Here is a 17,293-nt window from a genome sequence, read left to right on the forward strand (position 1 = left end):
GAAACAGCATGCGTTAGGTCATCAAAGAAGAACGCGAGCATGAGAAATAACTGGGTATACGAGAGCGGCAAGAGCACCAACTCACAGCGGGAAGTCAGGAGGCCTGTTGCTTCAACAAAGTGGCGATGGTCGACGTGTATGGAGCATCGATGCCAAGATTGGCGCAACGTTTAAGTACAGCGCCCGCAATACTGTCCAGTTCAAGGGGGCGCCCCTTCTCCCTGTCTATCAGCATGGACGTTTTGATTGCATTGAAGGAACTGATCAACTCGAACATTTCGTGGAGATCTTCCTTCGTGAGGTTTACATCATCGGCCCTTGATGCCTCAACGGTTTCCGCCATCATGCCATACACAATCCTGCTGAACTCGGGACGATGAGTCAGGCTGCGGGTATCCAATCCTGTCAGTGCCGAGAGGGGATTTACACCATTGTTGATCACCAGCTTACGCCATAGCTCGTAGCGAACGTTGTCGGAAAGCGTGGTGGGAATACCCGAGCCGTCGAATGCCGCCGCGAGTTTCTCCAGCAGCAACGAGCGCGCGCTGCCGGGCTTACGCGCCGCAGGCCATTCGCCCATCACGATCTCAGCAACGCCCTCTGCTTCGACAACACCTGGCCGCACAATATGCCCGCCGATCCGCACCGCAAGCCCGCCGATGATCCGCTCGGCCCCGATGGCTTCTGCCAGCAATGGCTCATTATCAACACCATTCTGGAGGGACAATACAGGAACCCGGCCCTGCCTCAGCCAGGCTCCGAGCTCATCCACGACCGACTCGGTGGCTGTCGACTTCAGGGCAATGACAATGACGTCAAAGTCGTCAGGATGGAATCGGGCGACCAATTGCTGGTGGCTGAAGGCCTCTGGACGATGAATCAGTTCCCTCCCCCCGTAGTGGACCTTCAGGCCGTTGCTGACAAGGGCATCCAGATGGGCTCCGCGAGCAGTGAGCACCACCCGGTGCCCCGACTCCAGAAGCCTTGCTGCGTAGTAGCTTCCAATACCACCGGCCCCAACCATCAGTAGTTTCAGCATTCACGGAATCCTCTGCGTTTTCGACAGATTATTGCATCCATCCATAACCTGCGAGGGACTGGCTATTCTCATTCAGAGAGAAGCCAAACAGGCGCTGAGGTGCCTGCATTCCACCTAGACTGAAGGCGGTATTGAGCACACATAACGTTGGGTCGGCAACGGGGGCTTCGGCCCCCGGAGTAGAATGAGAGGCGCGCAGGTCAGATTTCGACATGGCTTTTACCCATCTGTGCTCATCTTCCCACTGACGAATCAGATTACGGAGATAACTGTCATGTGGCTGAGGATGATCCTCGTTATTGCCGACGTTTTCCAGCCGGTCCAGGCATATCAGCAACACACCCTGGTCTCTCAAGGCTTCCAGGCAATGACCAATATCCCTGTAGTGTTCACTGGTCATACCGGTGTTGAGCCGCAGTTCAATCACCTCCTCAGGCGCAAGATGCGTCATGCTTTCAGCCAGTTCCTTCAAACCCTGTTCCCGAGACCCGCTAACGGCGACATCAAACCCCCGTTCCGCCATTCCGGATTGCAGGCGTCTGGCAAGAATCCCCTCACCACACTGGTGAAAGATTTCCGGCTGTGCGCCCCCTTTTTTCGAGGTAATAAATGCCACGTTGACAACTACGAGATCGGGCCGTATCAGGCGGCGCAGGCTGGCCTGCCCTTTGGGGCCTGTCAGCGCTTCTGTTTCACAGGACAAGTACAGCACGGGCAGCTTGGTCATGTTACTCACCGGCAATAGGCGTTGGTTCGAGGACAGCGCTAGGGCCGTACTTTGCTGGCCGGCTCACCGGCTATCCCAAAATGGCTTTTAGGCATTTCGGTAATGATCACCCGTACGCGTTCAATCGGTGAATCAATTGAGCGTGACATGGCTTCCGACACCTCACGAATAAGGCGCTCTTTCTGTTCGTCCGTGCGACCTTCAAGGATATACAATTGGGCTATCGGCATTATGGTTCCTCACGCAAAATCAACAAGAATGTTCCTGACCCGCTCAGGGCTCGAGGACAAGAAAGCCGGGTGGATGGCCTGGCGACCAAACCATTGGCGAGTTCGAGGAAAATCAGCAGGGATATCCACGCCATAGAGCAGAGCCAGGGCAAACCTTGGGAACAGGGCGCACTCGGCCAAGGTTGGCCAGTTTCCGAGAAGGAAGTTTTCGTCTCGCAGCGCCATCTCCAGTGCGGGCAGCCCACTCAGGAATCCGCGTGTACCCCTGCGAATCCTGCCTTGGTCCCATTCGCTCTCCGGTTTATCGCGTTTCTCAAAAACCACTTCCCGCAGGGATCGCCCCAGAACATTATCCCCATACACAATCCAGCTTCGTGCTTCCGCCCTTCGGCGTGGAAAATCCGGGAGCAAAGCCGAGCCAGTTTCGGCCAGGTACTCAAGCATCGGGCCGGAGTCGGTCAGTACCAGGTCATCCTCAATCATCACTGGCACCGTTTGACTCGGCGATAACCGCTGCCACTCGACGAGAACATCCGGGTCTGACCTGTCCATGCTGTGCATCGCCCGCCCTTGCAAAGCCGCGGCAATCCGGACTCGCCAGCAAAACGGGCATTCGGGCTTATCAATCAGTCGTATCCTGCTCATTGGCGTGCCGCTCCCAAATCCCTCAGGTGCTCCCCCACAAAATCCAGCCTGTCCTGACCCCAGAAAATCTGGTCGCCGATAACAAACGTGGGAACACCCAGGGCACCTTTTTCCTGTGCTTCCTGCCAGTTCCGGTCAAGTTGGGTATGGAGTTCGGGATCATCGACCGCCCTGGCGAACGCCTCCCTGTCTAGTCCAACGCTTTCGGCAACTGAGGACAGGACCGCTGCATCCCCTATGTCCAGGCCGTCCGCCCATTCGGCGCGCATCACTGCCACCACATAGGGTTTGAGCAGTCCTTCCTTCTCTGCCAACAGTGAACCAGCCCCGGCACGGGTAGGATCCGTACTCTTCGGAGGTGGGGTCAGAGGCATGCCAAACCGACGTGCCCAGCGTGCCACGTCCTGCCTGGCGATAGGCATCTTGACCTTTGCCCGGTCCGGATCCGAGCGACCGTGCCATCCTCCCAGAGGCCTCCAGAGCAGATTGACTTGGTACTGGTCAAACAGCTCGAACATACGCTCGCTGGCCAGATAGCAGTACGGGCTGCGAAAGTTGAAATATAAACGTAGATCAATGGTATCGCTCATAATTCCCTGCTCCGTTGGCAGTGCCTTTGAGGCTTAGATAAACCTTCCGGTTACGGTCCCCAGCCCCTGATAACGCACGGTGATATTATCCCCAGGCTCCACCGTGATGGCGGCGGTTATGCCACCGGTCATGATGAAGGTGCCCGCGGGAATGTGCTCACCCCGCTCTGCCAGCAGATTCGCCAGCATCGCCACGCTGGAGGCCGGATGGCCGAGCACGGCGGCACCCGCGCCTACATCGACAACTTCACCGTTCTTCTCGACCACCACGCCCAGGGTTTTCAAATCCACATCCGCCACATCGGCCATCTGGCCGCCGGTGATAAACCGGGTTGATGAGGCGTTATCCGCCACGACACTCACCAGGTCGAACTTGAAGTTCTCATAGCGGGAGTCAATAACTTCCACGGCGGGAATCACAAAGTCCGTCGCCGCCAGCACTTGGCCGATATGGCAGCCGGGGCCTTTCAGGGGTGCCTTGGTGACGAAGGCAATCTCGGCTTCGATTTTCGGATGGATCAATTCCTGGGTGTTGACCACGCCGCCGTCCGGCACACTGAAATAGTCTGCCAGGAAGCCATAGATCGGAGTCTCCACACCCATCTGGGCCATCTTTGCCCAGGAGGTGAGGCCCATTTTCATGCCAACGATCTTGTTGCCACGCTCTTCCTTGCGGCGGCGTATTTCCCACTGCACGTCGTAGGCATCCTCGAAGGTCATGTCCGGGTAGTCATTGGTGACCTTGGTGATGTCGTGGGCCTGCAACTCGGCGTTTTCCACGTGTTCGGCCAGGGCCAGCACCTGTTCACGGCTCAGTGTCTTGCTCATGCGTTCTGCTCCTTTTGCGCCGCCAGCAGATCCAGCGCCACATCCACAATCATGTCTTCCTGGCCACCCACCATCCGGCGTTTGCCCAGTTCAACGAGAATATCCACAGTCTTCAGGCCATACTTCTGCGCTGCTACCTCCGAGTGGCGCAGGAAGCTGGAATAGACTCCGGCGTAGCCAAGCGCCAGGGTTTCACGGTCCACCCGAACCGGGCGGTCCTGCAGCGGCCGCACAATGTCATCAGCGGCATCCATCAGTGCGTACACATCGGTACCGTGCTCCCAACCCATCTTGTCGAAGGCGGCAATGCACACTTCCAGCGGGGCGTTACCCGCACCAGCGCCCATGCCGGCGAGGCTGGCATCGACACGGTCACAGCCTTCCTCGACAGCCACGATGGAGTTGGCCACGCCCAGCGCGAGGTTATGGTGGGCGTGGATGCCCGTCTGGGTTTCGGGCTTCAGGACGTCTTTCAGCGCCCGGAAGCGGTCGCGGATGTCGTTCATGTTCATGGCGCCGCCGGAGTCGACGACATAGAGGCAGGTAGCCCCGTAGTCTTCCATCAGCTTGGCCTGTTCCGCCAACCCTTGCGGGGTCTGCATGTGGCTCATCATCAGGAAGCCGACGGTGTCCATGCCCAGTTTGCGGGCGTGCTCGATATGCTGCTTCGACACATCCGCTTCGGTGCAGTGGGTGGCCACTCTGACGATTCTTGCGCCGGCGCTGTAGGCATTGTCCAGGTCGTGGACGGTGCCGATGCCGGGCAGCAGCAGGGTGGCGATTTTCGAGTGGGTGACTACGTCCGCCACCGCTTCGATCCACTCCAGGTCCGTGTGGGCGCCGAAGCCGTAGTTGAAGCTGGAGCCCTGCAGGCCGTCGCCGTGGGCTACTTCAATACTGTCGACTTTTGCCTTGTCCAGGGCCCGTGCAATGTCCTGCACGTTCTTGATGGAGTACTGGTGACGAATGGCGTGGCTGCCGTCCCGCAGGGTCACGTCGGAGATGTAGAGTTTCTTGCCGGGGTTATAAGTCATGGTTCAGTCTCCTCACTTGACCAGCGATTCGGCGATGCGCTCGGCAGTACCAAGAGCCGCGGAGGTCATGATGTCCAGGTTGCCCGCGTAGGCCGGCAGGTAATGGGCAGCACCCTCCACTTCCAGGAAGATGGAGGTCTTCAGGCCGCTGAACTTACCCAGGCCCGGGACGTTCATGGGCTGGTCTTCAGGAATCACATCAAACTGCACTTTCTGCTTGAGGCGATAGCCGGGCACATAGCGGTTCACCGCCTTCACCATCTCCTCGACGGAGGCTTCCACTTCGGCTTTGTCGGCGGCATCCGAAAGCACGTACACCGTGTCCCGCATCAGCAGGGGTGGTTCGGCCGGGTTGAGGATAATGATGGCCTTGCCCTTGCCGGCACCACCGACCACTTCGATGGCCTTGGAGGTGGTCTCCGTAAACTCATCGATGTTGGCGCGGGTACCGGGGCCGGCGGATTTACTGGAAATGGATGCCACGATTTCCGCGTAATGAGCCTTGGCGACTCGGGACACCGCCGCGACCATGGGAATGGTGGCCTGGCCACCGCAGGTGACCATGTTGACGTTGCCCTCGGCCAGATGTTCCTCCAAATTAACCACGGGCACGCAGTAGGGGCCGATGGCCGCCGGAGTCAGGTCGACCACGCGGATGTCGGGTTTGTGTTCCCGCAGCAGTTTGTCATTGTGAACGTGGGCGCCGGCCGACGTGGCATCAAACACAATGCCGATGTCGGCGAACTCGGGCATCTTCACCAGCCCTTCCACACCCTCGGCGGTGGTGGCCACGCCCATACGTTTGGCACGGGCCAGACCATCGGACTCGGGGTCAATCCCGACCATCACCCCCATCTCGATGTGCTCGGCGGTGCGCAGGATCTTGATCATCAGGTCGGTGCCGATATTGCCCGAGCCGATGATCGCCGCTTTGATTTTGTTGCTCATGATGTTGTCCTCTTCAATCCGGGTCAGGCGAAGCGCACGGAAGCACTGCCGATACCACCGATATCCACACGCATGTAATCACCGGCCTTGACCGGCTCCAGCGGAACCAGGGAACCGGACAGGATGACTTCACCGGCTTTCAGGGTGATGCCGAACTCGCCCAGGGTGTTAGCCAGCCAGGTCACGCAGTTCACTGGGGAACCCAGGGCCGCGGCACCGGCCCCGGCGCTCAGCACACTGCCGTTCTTTTCCACCACCATGCCGCAGGTCACGAGATCGACCTTGCGGGGAGAAACCGCCTGATCGCCCAACACAAACAGGCCACAGGAGGCGTTATCCGCCACCGTGTCCTGGATGGCGATCTTCCAGTCCTGGATGCGGGAATCGACGATCTCGAAGCAAGGCATCACACACTCGGTGGCGGCCAGCACATCGGCATTGGTTACCCCGGGGCCGCTCAGGTCTTTCTTCAGGATGAAGGCAATTTCGCCCTCGGCGCGGGGCGCAATCAGCCGGTCACTGATGGGCATGACTTCACCGCTGTTGAACACCATGTCGTCGGTCAGGTACCCGAAATCCGGCTGGTGCACGTTCAGCATGTTCTGCACCGCCTTGCTGGTGACACCGATCTTCTTGCCGATGACGGAGGCGCCATCCGCCAGCCGGCGTTCCAGCATGCGCAGGGAAATGTGGTAGGCGTCGTTGATGGTGATGTCTTCGCCACGGTCGGTCAGCGGTGCGACCGCCTCCCGGTTCAGCATGGCCTGGTAAAGCTCGTCACCGAAGGCCTGGATGCGTGTCTGTTCCATTACTCTGCTCCTGAAGCCACTTGATCGGCCTCGGTCAGGAAATCGTTCACCAGCCGGGCAAACCGGTTGGCATGTTCAATCTGGGTCCAGTGGCCGCAACGCCCGAATACATGCAACTGGGCTCGGTCGATCAGTTCAGCCAGTTTCAGTGAGGCGGCCAGCGGTATCACCTCATCTTCGCGGCCATGAAGAACCAGGGTTTCGTGGGGCAGCGCCCGGATGTCCTTCTCCTCGCTGGCCAGGTTGTCGACCCAACGCTGACGCGGTGCCGGGAACATGGCGGCAAAGGATTCCTGGAAACCGGGGCGGATACTGGCCTGATAGCGCATCTCCGCCAGTTCGTCGGTGAGCAGGCCTTTGTTGAAGGCAAACACATCCATCAGGCGACGCATGTTTTCAAGGGAAGGCTGGTAGCCCCAGACGTCATCCAGGCCCTCGGTGATCGGAAAGCTGACGCCGGCGGAGCCCATCAGCACCAGACGACGAACCCGCTCCGGGTACTCGATCGCCAGCGCCAGCGCCAGGCCGCCACCGAAGGAGTTGCCGACCAGATCCACCTGTTGCAGATCCAGTGCATCCATAACGCCGATGGCATGGGCCACCCAGCGCTCCCGGTTGTAGGTGTTGTCTTCCGGGCGTTGGGTATACCCGAAGCCGAGCATATCCGGCGCCACCACACGGCGATTCTTCGCCAGCTCCGGAATCACCAGGCGCCAGTTGGCCCAGGCGGTCACGCCGGGGCCGGAGCCGTGGATCATCATGACAGGAACACCGCCCTTGCCATGGTCATGGACGTTGGTGCGGTAGCCGGCGGCGGATATCTCACGCCCGATTTCCGGGCTGTTTTCAGGTGCAGTCATGGTTAGCTCACAATTTCACACAGATGTTTTTCATCTCGGTGTAGAACTCCAGGGAGTGCACACCACCCTCGCGGCCAATGCCGGACTGTTTGCTGCCACCGAAGGGTGTGCGCAGATCCCGCAGGAACCAGCTGTTGACCCAGATGATGCCAGCTTCGATCTGGCCCGCGACCCGGTGGGCGCGGGTAATGTTCTCGCTCCAGATTGCTGATGCCAGTCCGTAGGGAAGGCTGTTGGCCAGTTCGATGGCTTCCTCTTCGGTGTCGAATGGGCACAGGTGGACACAGGGGCCGAAGATTTCATCGGTAATCACCGTCGAACTTTCCGGCAATCCGGTCCAGATGGTGGGCTGAACCCAGGCACCACCGGCCAGCTCGGCCGGCATATCGGGAACACCACCACCGGTCACCACCGTGGCACCGTCATCAACGGCTTTCTGGTAATAGGACAGAACCTTCTCCCGGTGTTTGAGGCTGACCAGCGGACCCATATCCGCCTCGGCATCATCCGGCGGACCAATCTTCATGCCTTCCGCGGCTTCTTTCAGTCGGCCAACGAACTCGTCGAAGATGGAACGTTCTACATAAACCCGCTCAGTGCCAAGGCAAACCTGGCCACAGTTGGCGAAGGCTGAGCGCATGGTGCCCTCGATGGCCTTGTCCATGTCGCAGTCGGCGAACACCAGGCCGGCGTTCTTGCCACCCAGCTCCAGGGAGATATCCCGGATGCCCTTCGCGGCTGCCTTCATGATGACTTCGCCGGTGCCGGTTTCGCCGGTAAAGGTGAAACCATCCACTAGCGGATGCTCGGTGAGGAAAGCGCCGGCTGAATCCCCACCGAAGCCGTGAACCACGTTGAACACCCCGTCCGGTACGCCGGCGTCTTTCATCACTTCGCCCAGCAGGGCGGTGGTGGTGGGGGTTTCCTCGGAGGGTTTGACCACCACGGTGTTGCCACAGGCCAGAGCAGGCCCGACTTTCCAGGTCATCAGCAGCAATGGCAGGTTCCACGGGCTGATCACCCCGATCACGCCCTTGGGGCGGCGTACGGCGTAGTTCAGCGCGCCGGTACCGTCCGGCGTGGGCATTTCGAAGGATTCCGTGGGCACGTTCTTGATCATGTCCGCGAACACCTTGAAGTTGGCCGCGCCCCGGGGAATGTCGATGTGGCTCGCCAGGGATTTGGGCTTGCCGGTATCCAGGCATTCCGCTTCCAGGAACTCGTCAAACCGTGCGTTGATGCCGTCAGCCACCTTGTGCAGGATGCCGGTGCGTTCCTCCAGTGTCATCTTGCCCCAGGGGCCGCGCAGGGCCGCTTTCGCGGCTTTGACTGCGGCGTCCACCTCGTCACGTCCGGCTTCGTGAACTTTGCTGATCACCTTGCCGTTGGCCGGGTTGACGTTGTCGAACAACTTGCCGCTGGCCGAGCCAACATACTGCCCATTGATGTAGTGCTTGATGTCTTTCATTGCTGCCTATCCTGTTAAATTAGCCCTGTTGAGTCGGATATCAATCAGGTCAGAACCGTCAGGAACCGTTCGTTCAGTACCCGGTCGTGGTAGAAGATGGCCTTACCCAACTGCTCGGCCTGCCAAGTCACCGGTTTGTGATCCGGGTAGATGTAGTCACCACCACAGAACACCTCATTACGGTTACCGGACGGGTCGAAGAAGTAGATAGTCTTGCCGTGGGTCAGGCCGTGACGAGTCGGGCCGATATCGATGGAGGTATCAGTCATGGAGATCAGGTCCGCGGCGCGCAGTACGTCTTCCCAAGTCTCCAGGAAGAAAGAGGCGTGGTGGAACTTGCCCTTCTCCTCGTGGTGAATGAAGGCAATGTCGTGCTCCTTCATGGACACGGTCAGGAACTGGGCAATACGAGTGCCGTCGCCATCCAGAACCTGCTCTGCGAGATGGAACCCGAGCACGTTCACGAAGATGTCGTACACCGCCGCCAGTTCAGGCCCGTAAAACAGACAGTGATCAAACCGAACGGCCTTCATACCGTCCAGGCCACGGGGCCATGCTTCAGGGTTAACGTTATTGATGCCCCATTTGCCGGTGTAGAGCTTGTCGGCATAGAGTTCGAAGGCGTGACCGGAAGGCACGGTAAAACGAACCCGGCGGCCACAGTCTTTCAGATCACCTTCGGGAACCTGCTCAACATCAACGCCGAAGTCCACCAGGTCTTTCTCCAATTGAACCAGAGCGGCTTCGTCCACAACCTTAAAGCCCATAAAGTCACAGCCAGGCTCGTCCGCCTCGCGAAGTACCACGGAAAACTTGTCCACTTCGGTCCAGGCTTTGAGATACACACGGCCCTGGTCGTCGCGGTCGGTTTCGATAAGACCCATCAGGTCCGTGTAGTGTTTGACGGCTTCATCCATATCGAGAACACGGATCTGGACGTGGCCGGGACGCATTACACCTTTTTTCATGACAGTTACCTCAACGCTGTTGTTTTTGTCTGCTTGCTTGCGAGACCGGGCTGCGATGGCGGCCGGCACTCGATGGTCAAATCAGTCAGGGGATACACCCGGCAGGCCAGGACCTCCCTTTTTTTCAGGGCTTCCGGCGGAACATGGACCTTGCTCATCTTTCCGCACTCGAACTCTCCTGCCAGAACCTGGATCTTGCAGTAGCCACAGCCACCGCCCCGGCAGCCCACGGGCACGCACTTCATGCCCCGTTGTTCCATGGCCTTGAGCACACTCTGGCCTGCCTCGCACTCAAAGGACTTGCCGCTGCACTGCTCGGTAATCCGATAGACCTGAGCCATGCTTCACCTCCGGTCAGATCTTCTTGAACAGGGCCGAGCGCTGGGTTTCTTCCGCGCCGTCTGCCGCTGTCAGGAACTTCTCCATGAAGATGTCCCGCTCAAACAACCGGCCCTGCATCAATGCGGTAATCGCGGCATCGATCATCGGCGGCGGCCCGCACAGATAGGCCTTGTGCTCGGCAAAACGACCACCGAAGTGTTCCCTGGCCGCATCGTGTACATAGCCCCTGAATCCAGACCACTCACCGTCTTCGTCCGCCTGGCTCAGCGCCGGTACGTAGGTGAAGTTGTCGTTGTCCCGGGCCAGGCCTTCGAACAGCTCGCGGTTGTAGAGCTCGGCAAGGTTACGGGCGCCCTGGAACAGGGTGATCTGGCGGTCGTCGCCCTGCTCCAGCAGGTCAATGATCATGGATTGCGGGCTGGAGAGACCGGAGCCGCCGGCAATGAAAATCAGGTTGCCGGGCTGCGAACTGCGCACGAAGAACTGGCCGTATGGACCTGACAGATGCAGTTGCTCACCCACGTTCAGTTGCTGGTGAATGTAGGTGGTTGCGGCACCCCCCTCGACCAGTCGCACATGAAGCTCTACCTCACCCGCCTTGCTCGGCGGATTGGCCAGGGAGAACGCCCTCGCGCCATCCACACCGGGCAGTTCGATATTGATGTACTGGCCGGCCTGGAAGGTCATCTGGCGGTCCAGCTTCAGATGGATGCCCTTGATGGTTGGAGACAACTCGACGATGTCTGTGACGGTTGCGGTGTAGTCCTCCACCGGATAGCCCTCGAAGTCTTCGTCGACATCGATATCCGCCTCGATGGTGACGTCGCTTTCAACTGTGGCACAGCAGGCCAGCACCTTGCCTTCGTCCCGTTCCACATCCATCAGGGCAAACGGCGAGGCATCGCCGATTTCAACATCGCCCTCGATGACCTGGACCTTGCAGGTGGCACAGGTGCCATGGCCGCAGGCAAAAGGCAGCCAGACACCCTGGCGCAGGGCGGCGGCAAGGATGGTCTGGCCATCCTCGACCTCGATCTGCTCACCAATGGGTTCGATAGTAACGGTGTGACTCATAGCGCTACCCTCAGAATCCGGCGCCGGCAAGGCCGTTAAGGCCCGGCGTGGTTACCGTCAGCATGCTCTTGTGATCGATGCCGTTGTCTATAAGGCTGGCATCTGCATCCGGCGTAAACGGTTCATCATTCAGCAGCCACTGCGCCGCCAGGAAGTCAGCGTTCGCTGCATCCGGATGGGATGCCGTGGCCGGTTTCAGGATCTCTTCAACCATGGCTCCGAAGGTCATGTCCGGTTGCACCAGCAGGGCAAACGGAGCACAGAACATCAGATGATTCGGCCAGAGCACATACAGCAACTGCATGCCGTTGAAGTTCTCGACCTTATCCCGTGGTTCAAACTTGTAGTCGTATAAAGCGTTAACACTCATGGTGGTCACCTTGTTGTTTTTTGCGGGCGAATCACCCGGCGTCAGATGACACCGGGTAATCTCCGTATCAGGCCGCGTCCTGCTTGGACCCTTCAGCCTTGTCATCAGACGACTTGCCCTTGATGGACAACCAGCGTTTGTGGTCCGGCGAGCCGACATACTCGAAATTGTCCTCGCCAATATTGATGTGGTAGTACTTCTGAACCACCGTCTCGACGTCGCCGCCTTCACAGTTGCCCTGGTAGATCTGGTGTACCGGCAACCACGCCTGAACGTACTTCTCCGGCTCGTGCTTGAAGATGTCGCAGCAGGCTTCCGAGCAGAAGTGGTAACGCTCACCTTCGTAGTTCATCTGGCGGTGGCTGAGCTTGGTGGGCTCGCCCATCTCGGTAAACAGCGTCGGCACCTGGCATACCTGGCACAGTTGCGGCAGGGTGTTGTTGTAGAAGCGGCGGCCTTCAGCATGCTCTTTGGCCCAATGCTCGTAGCGCGGGCGGTAGTACTTGTCGAAAGTCTCCGGGTACTTCTCGGACATCCAGTCCATTTCTTCCTTGCCGGGAATCCAGGTATGGAAGTTGGTGGCCTGACTGTACTGGTAGAACGTGCCCCATAGCTGATGGCTGATGTGGTGCTTGGCATCGTTGGCCACATCCTGATATTTGGGCGGGCGGATGCCGTAGCGCTCAAGGTCTTTGAACAGGGCGCCGCCGTTTTGCTCGTAATACACTTCCCAGGCTTCCGACCAGGACATGACCTTGTTCGGCAGCATGTAGTCCATCATCATGCTGACCAGGCTCAGCAGGCGGAAACCGCGCCAGAACCATTTGTCGATCCAGCGCTGGACGATGGGCACGTTGTCCTCGTGCTGCTCGAGGATGAACTTGATCACCTCAAGACCCAGGGTCATGTGCCGCGCTTCGTCGGACTGCGCCGAGAAACCGAAGGTGACGGTGGCCATGTCGCCGTTGTAGGCAGCGCCGGACATGAACGGCACGAACAAAAGGTTAGTCAGCACATACTCGAAGGAGAACGAGATCGCGGTCAGGAACTCGAACGGACCGGCCGAACGGGCATCATCGAAGAACGACTTGGGCACCGACAGGAACCACACCCGGTCGTGCATGTAAGCCGCATCGTGCAGGCCATTAAAATGCTTGTTGTAATGGCTCATCGCATGCTGCTGGGTCTGGGAGTGGCGCAGCTCATCAATCGCCTGCATCTGACAGGCAACACGCGCCCCGGCCCCACTGAACTGGCGACCCACTTTGGCGTAGCCCTGGAAAGCCGCGTGTTCCAGGGGCGACACACCGGTCAGGAACAGTTTCAGCGCATTCACATAACGGGCGTCCGAGATGTTCTGGTGGCCGTTGTTCTGGGCAAAGGCATCGAAAATGGCGTACAGCTTTTTCTCTTTTTCAGCCTGGTACTTCCAGTAGGCGTCCATGGTCAGACGGAACGGATCTTCCCATTGGGACCAATCGGTAATCTTGATACCTTCAAAGTCCTCGTCCGGGAAAATGTCCTTCTTCTTTTGATAGGTTGGTTCCCAGGCCATGTCCCGGGTCAGGTACTGGTACTTGTCCTTGAGATTCAGCTTCTTGTTTTTAACAGCCATGATAAGTCTCCCAATTAGGTCCACTGAAGAATGAAGTGGTCGTCGTCTTCGTCGACATTGCCGCCGATACTGATCACGTCGATGAGCATTTCCTGAACATCCCATTCGCGACCGAGCTTCTCTTCCATCGTTTCCCGGTTGATCACCAGGCGCTTCTCGGCCTGGATCCGGATCATTGCCGGCTGGTGCTGAACTTCCGCTTCCGGATTGTCTTCGGCGATGGCTTCCACCAGGTAGCGGGCGTTGTCGTTGTCCTGAAAGGCAATAAATACGAGCTGGCTCATGCGGATACTCCCTGGCTCTGCAGCTGGAATTTCTTGAGACGGGTGGAGAGTTGAGCCCGGGTTTCATCCAGGGCCTCAATGCCGGTGCTGGCCTCGGCCAGGGGCTTGAGTGCGCTGTACACCTGAGGTTCCCACTGATCGATCCAGGCCTGGAGCTGTTCGCGGTTGGCATCGCTTTCCGCTGCCACAACCTTGATCATGGCGTTGGTCCAGCGCAGGGATTCCTTGTACCAGTCCCGCATGAATTCGGTGAGCATGGAAACATCTTCGGCATCCTGCTCGCCCAGCCACTGGTCCATCCTCTCGTACACCAGGGGAAACAGCAGGCCATCCACCAGCACGTTCTGGACCAGCGTCAACTCGAACCAGTCATCCACCACCAGGGTGTCTTCCACCAGCTTGCGCATTGGCTGCCACAGCTCGTCATCCATCCAGTAGCACTTGGATTCGTCCAGTGCTGCACCGGTACTGCCATCCAGCATCAGGGCAATTCGAGACAGGTACTGGCCAATGCCCAGGCGATCCATGGCGGTATATATGTGCATCTGCGAGACCGTCGTGGCGTTAACATCGCCCGCGATCTTGCTGTTGTTCATGTTGGCACCCAGCTCCACGTGGCGCAGAGGCACCAGCAACCTCAGGATCTGCTTCTGAGTGGCTTCGGGAAGTCGGGTCAGCAGATTGCGCTTTTCGCAGAACCCGAAGCTGGTCTCCGCGGCCTCCTGCATCTTGGCCCGGTTACCAACATAGGCGCCGTAGTAGAACTGGCGGGGATCGGTGACGGCGTACCAGTCTTCCATGCGGATCGACGTGCGTGTGGGGTCGTTCAGCGTGTGCTTTGAATCCCACAGCGGGCGGTAGTGAAAGTTGGTTTTGGCTTCCAGGTCATAGCTGGCTTCCTGGTAGCGGGAGGCCGGCTTGTCGCCGAAGCGACGGGCGATGTGCCCGTATGTCTGGCGGATGGGTTCCACCGAATTGGTTTTGATCTCAATGCTCATATCAACTTACCGTTTGTTGTTTTGAGTGGATGATCGATTTGGTGACGTTCAGCGGTGACCCTTCTCGCCGAAGCGCCACTTGACCATGTCCGCATCAATCTCGCGGATCATGTCGGAATCCATGTGAACGACATTGTTGTGCTTGCAGAAGATTTCGAACGCTTCGCGGGGAAGGACAAGCTCAACAAACAGTTCGGGATGTCCGATGGCAAAATCGAACTCTACGAATCTGTCCTCTGGCCCACTTCGGACCCGGATGTAGCGGGTCAGCTCGTCGAAGCTTTTTGCATGCTCAGTCATCGTTGACACCCTTGTGTTTGTTATGGGTTGCCACAGCTGGAGCAACCGCTGTGCCAAGCATCGAAACCTGCCGTCAATAAAAACCCAGACTTCTGTTTTAAAAGGCTTTATATAGAAAGGCGGGCGCTGATACAGAGTGGATTATCGAAGGGTGAGATCAGGAAGCCAGACGAATTTTTCATCATTTGATCAACATGAAATCGTGATCTGAGCAAATGCTCAGATCAGCAGCCAACCGTGACTTTCGCCTGAAATTTCATCATTTGATTGATTTGTGACAAGGATAGGGTGTTATATGAAAAAGGCGGCGTTCGGCTGCCTTCGCGCTGGACGACCTTTCCAGGACGCGACCCCATACAATTACAAACGGGGCTCCTGAGTATGGCTATTACCTACAAACCACAATTGCAGTATGTGGATTTTCAGGATCTTACGGAGCAGATCCGGTTCCAGAGCACGGAAGGCAAAATCTGGTTTGGCGAGCAACGCATGCTACTGATGCAAGTCAGTGCCATGGCCGCCTTTCGTCGCGAAATGGTGAATACCATGGGTATTGAGCGCGCGAAGGGCTTTCTCCTGCGCCTGGGATACCAGTCCGGACTGAAAGACGCCGAACTGGCCCGGAAGCTTCGCCCGCACTGCAGTGAACTCGACATCTTTCTCGCTGGCCCCCAACTGCATTCACTCAAGGGCATGGTCAAAGTCGTTCCCATGGAGATCGACATTGATCACGACTCCGGCAGCTTCTATGGCGAGCTGGAATGGGTTGATTCGTTTGAAGTGGATATCTGCCAGACAGAACTTGGGCAGATGGATGAACCGGTCTGCTGGTCACTGCTTGGATACGCCTGCGCCTACACCTCCTCGTTTATGGGCCGGGAAATCATCTTTCGCGAGGTCAGCTGCCGTGGCTGTGGTGACGAAAAATGCATGATCGTGGGCAAGCCTGCCGAGGAATGGGAGGACGCCGCCGAATTTGCCCAATACTTCAAGGCAGACACCATCATGGAAGAACTGTATGACCTCCAGAGCCAAGTCAGTTCTTTACGCAGCAGCCTCGAAAAGCAGGAGGGGCAGTATTACGGCATAGGCCAGTCCGCCTCCTACAACAAGGTCTGCAAGATGATCGACAAGGCCGCTCTGGGTAAAGTGTCGGTCTTATTGCTAGGCGAAACCGGCGTAGGCAAGGAAGTGATTGCCCGCAGCGTTCACCTTCGCAGTGAACGAGCCGAACAACCCTTTATCGCGGTCAATTGCGCCGCTATTCCCCCGGACCTGATCGAAGCGGAACTGTTTGGCGTGGAAAAAGGCGCCTACACCGGTGCCAACCAGTCCCGGCCGGGCCGGTTTGAACGAGCCAACACCGGCACCATTTTTCTCGACGAGGTGGTTGAGCTCACGCCCCGGGCTCAGGCCACACTGCTGAGGGTGCTGCAGGAAGGGGAGTTGGAGCGCGTGGGTGACAACCGCACACGGGCGGTCGATGTCCGGGTTATTGCGGCTACCAACGAAAGCCTTGAAAAAGCCGTGGAAGAGGGCCGTTTCCGCTCTGATCTGTTTTATCGCCTCAATGTCTTCCCCGTGAAAATTCCGCCGCTCAGGGAACGGCTGGAAGACCTGCCGCTGCTGGCCGAACATTTCCTCAATAAATTCCACTCTGAGTATAACAAGCGCACGCTCGGGCTCTCCGACAAGGCCCTTGAACTCTGCCTGCACTACCATTGGCCGGGAAATATCCGGGAGCTTGAAAACGTTATCGAGCGTGGCGTCATCCTGACCGACAACAATGAGTCCATCAGCCGCGAATCCCTGTTTGCAGGTGTTCCCGAGCCGCAACCTAGCCAGCCCCAGGGTATTGTCGACAGCCACGGACAACTTGTTGAAAAGACATCTGAAACGTCCAGGGGCGACTGGGCCAGCCAGATACTGGGCAATGGCATCGGCCTGGACGATGTCGAGGAAACGCTGATGCGGCGTGCCATGGAAGAGGCCAACCAGAACGTTTCCGGCGCAGCGCGTATCCTTGGTCTGAGCCGCCCCGCTCTCGCCTACCGGCTCAAGAAATCCGGCATTCTCGCCGAAAGCTGAACCACAACCGTCGCGCCATGACAGGGATGTCCACGGTTCGTTTTCTGGTTTGACGATATCAACAAACGCCCCACCC

General features: G+C 58.1%; 20 protein-coding genes. 1 reads left to right on the top strand and 19 read right to left on the bottom strand.

Going from position 1 to position 17,293, the window contains the following annotated elements; translation table 11 throughout:
* Positions 1 to 94 precede the first annotated feature (94 nt).
* The 19 genes from SIC19_RS08745 to SIC19_RS08835 all read right to left on the bottom strand — a co-directional run bounded on the left by SIC19_RS08745 (position 95) and on the right by SIC19_RS08835 (position 15,129).
* Positions 95 to 1,039 carry a ketopantoate reductase family protein gene (locus SIC19_RS08745; RefSeq protein ID WP_036202345.1) on the bottom strand — a complete coding sequence of 315 codons (945 nt, stop codon included), beginning with the start codon at positions 1,037 to 1,039 and terminating at the stop codon, positions 95 to 97.
* 28 nt (positions 1,040 to 1,067) lie between these two features.
* Positions 1,068 to 1,766, bottom strand: coding sequence for a hypothetical protein (locus SIC19_RS08750; protein ID WP_041333577.1), 699 nt, complete (start codon positions 1,764 to 1,766; stop codon positions 1,068 to 1,070).
* Between the two features lie 38 nt (positions 1,767 to 1,804).
* The gene (locus SIC19_RS08755; protein WP_007152856.1) at positions 1,805 to 1,996 is read right to left on the bottom strand and encodes a 2-hydroxymuconate tautomerase; all 192 of its coding nucleotides are present in this window, start codon (positions 1,994 to 1,996) and stop codon (positions 1,805 to 1,807) included.
* A 9-nt stretch (positions 1,997 to 2,005) separates the two neighbouring features.
* A complete protein-coding gene (locus SIC19_RS08760; protein ID WP_075195482.1) occupies positions 2,006 to 2,641 on the bottom strand; it encodes a glutathione S-transferase family protein in 636 nt (211 codons plus the stop codon).
* Positions 2,638 to 3,231 (bottom strand): 2-hydroxychromene-2-carboxylate isomerase, encoded by a 594-nt coding sequence (locus tag SIC19_RS08765; protein ID WP_075195483.1) that lies wholly within the window; start codon positions 3,229 to 3,231, stop codon positions 2,638 to 2,640. Before SIC19_RS08765 ends, SIC19_RS08760 begins: the two co-directional genes overlap by 4 nt.
* A 33-nt stretch (positions 3,232 to 3,264) precedes the next feature.
* Positions 3,265 to 4,059, bottom strand: a complete 795-nt coding sequence (gene dmpH / locus SIC19_RS08770; protein ID WP_075195484.1) for a 2-oxo-3-hexenedioate decarboxylase — start codon at positions 4,057 to 4,059, stop codon at positions 3,265 to 3,267.
* Positions 4,056 to 5,093 (bottom strand): 4-hydroxy-2-oxovalerate aldolase, encoded by a 1,038-nt coding sequence (gene dmpG, locus SIC19_RS08775; protein WP_075195485.1) that lies wholly within the window; start codon positions 5,091 to 5,093, stop codon positions 4,056 to 4,058. The genes dmpH and dmpG overlap by 4 nt, the downstream gene beginning before the upstream one ends.
* Positions 5,094 to 5,105: 12 nt before the next feature.
* Positions 5,106 to 6,041 (bottom strand): acetaldehyde dehydrogenase (acetylating), encoded by a 936-nt coding sequence (locus tag SIC19_RS08780; protein ID WP_041333571.1) that lies wholly within the window; start codon positions 6,039 to 6,041, stop codon positions 5,106 to 5,108.
* A gap of 23 nt (positions 6,042 to 6,064) precedes the next feature.
* Entirely contained in the window at positions 6,065 to 6,850 is a 786-nt protein-coding gene (gene dmpE, locus SIC19_RS08785) for a 2-oxopent-4-enoate hydratase (RefSeq protein WP_075195486.1), read from the bottom strand.
* Positions 6,850 to 7,710, bottom strand: a complete 861-nt coding sequence (locus SIC19_RS08790; RefSeq protein WP_041333570.1) for an alpha/beta fold hydrolase — start codon at positions 7,708 to 7,710, stop codon at positions 6,850 to 6,852. The genes dmpE and SIC19_RS08790 overlap by 1 nt, the downstream gene beginning before the upstream one ends.
* A 7-nt stretch (positions 7,711 to 7,717) precedes the next feature.
* Complete coding sequence (locus tag SIC19_RS08795) at positions 7,718 to 9,178, bottom strand: 2-hydroxymuconic semialdehyde dehydrogenase (protein ID WP_041333567.1); 1,461 nt, start codon at positions 9,176 to 9,178, stop codon at positions 7,718 to 7,720.
* A 44-nt stretch (positions 9,179 to 9,222) separates the two neighbouring features.
* Complete coding sequence (locus SIC19_RS08800) at positions 9,223 to 10,146, bottom strand: catechol 2,3-dioxygenase (protein WP_075195487.1); 924 nt, start codon at positions 10,144 to 10,146, stop codon at positions 9,223 to 9,225.
* Positions 10,147 to 10,151: 5 nt separating this feature from the next.
* Complete coding sequence (locus tag SIC19_RS08805; protein ID WP_041333564.1) at positions 10,152 to 10,487, bottom strand: 2Fe-2S iron-sulfur cluster-binding protein; 336 nt, start codon at positions 10,485 to 10,487, stop codon at positions 10,152 to 10,154.
* A gap of 13 nt (positions 10,488 to 10,500) precedes the next feature.
* Complete coding sequence (locus SIC19_RS08810; protein WP_041333561.1) at positions 10,501 to 11,562, bottom strand: NADH:ubiquinone reductase (Na(+)-transporting) subunit F; 1,062 nt, start codon at positions 11,560 to 11,562, stop codon at positions 10,501 to 10,503.
* A 10-nt stretch (positions 11,563 to 11,572) separates the two neighbouring features.
* Positions 11,573 to 11,932 carry a phenol hydroxylase subunit P4 gene (locus SIC19_RS08815; RefSeq protein ID WP_041336570.1) on the bottom strand — a complete coding sequence of 120 codons (360 nt, stop codon included), beginning with the start codon at positions 11,930 to 11,932 and terminating at the stop codon, positions 11,573 to 11,575.
* Between the two features lie 67 nt (positions 11,933 to 11,999).
* A complete protein-coding gene (locus SIC19_RS08820; protein WP_075195488.1) occupies positions 12,000 to 13,547 on the bottom strand; it encodes an aromatic/alkene/methane monooxygenase hydroxylase/oxygenase subunit alpha in 1,548 nt (515 codons plus the stop codon).
* A gap of 14 nt (positions 13,548 to 13,561) precedes the next feature.
* Positions 13,562 to 13,831 (bottom strand): MmoB/DmpM family protein, encoded by a 270-nt coding sequence (locus SIC19_RS08825; RefSeq protein ID WP_041333559.1) that lies wholly within the window; start codon positions 13,829 to 13,831, stop codon positions 13,562 to 13,564.
* Complete coding sequence (locus SIC19_RS08830; protein ID WP_041333558.1) at positions 13,828 to 14,829, bottom strand: aromatic/alkene monooxygenase hydroxylase subunit beta; 1,002 nt, start codon at positions 14,827 to 14,829, stop codon at positions 13,828 to 13,830. Before SIC19_RS08830 ends, SIC19_RS08825 begins: the two co-directional genes overlap by 4 nt.
* A 48-nt stretch (positions 14,830 to 14,877) precedes the next feature.
* Entirely contained in the window at positions 14,878 to 15,129 is a 252-nt protein-coding gene (locus SIC19_RS08835; RefSeq protein WP_041333555.1) for a phenol hydroxylase subunit, read from the bottom strand.
* Between the two features lie 381 nt (positions 15,130 to 15,510).
* Between SIC19_RS08835 and SIC19_RS08840 the strand changes: the two genes are divergently transcribed.
* Complete coding sequence (locus SIC19_RS08840; protein ID WP_075195489.1) at positions 15,511 to 17,217, top strand: sigma-54-dependent Fis family transcriptional regulator; 1,707 nt, start codon at positions 15,511 to 15,513, stop codon at positions 17,215 to 17,217.
* The last annotated feature ends 76 nt before the right edge of the window (positions 17,218 to 17,293 follow it).

It is taken from the genome of Marinobacter sp. MIT930201 (assembly GCF_047122665.1).
Lineage (GTDB): Bacteria > Pseudomonadota > Gammaproteobacteria > Pseudomonadales > Oleiphilaceae > Marinobacter > Marinobacter salarius.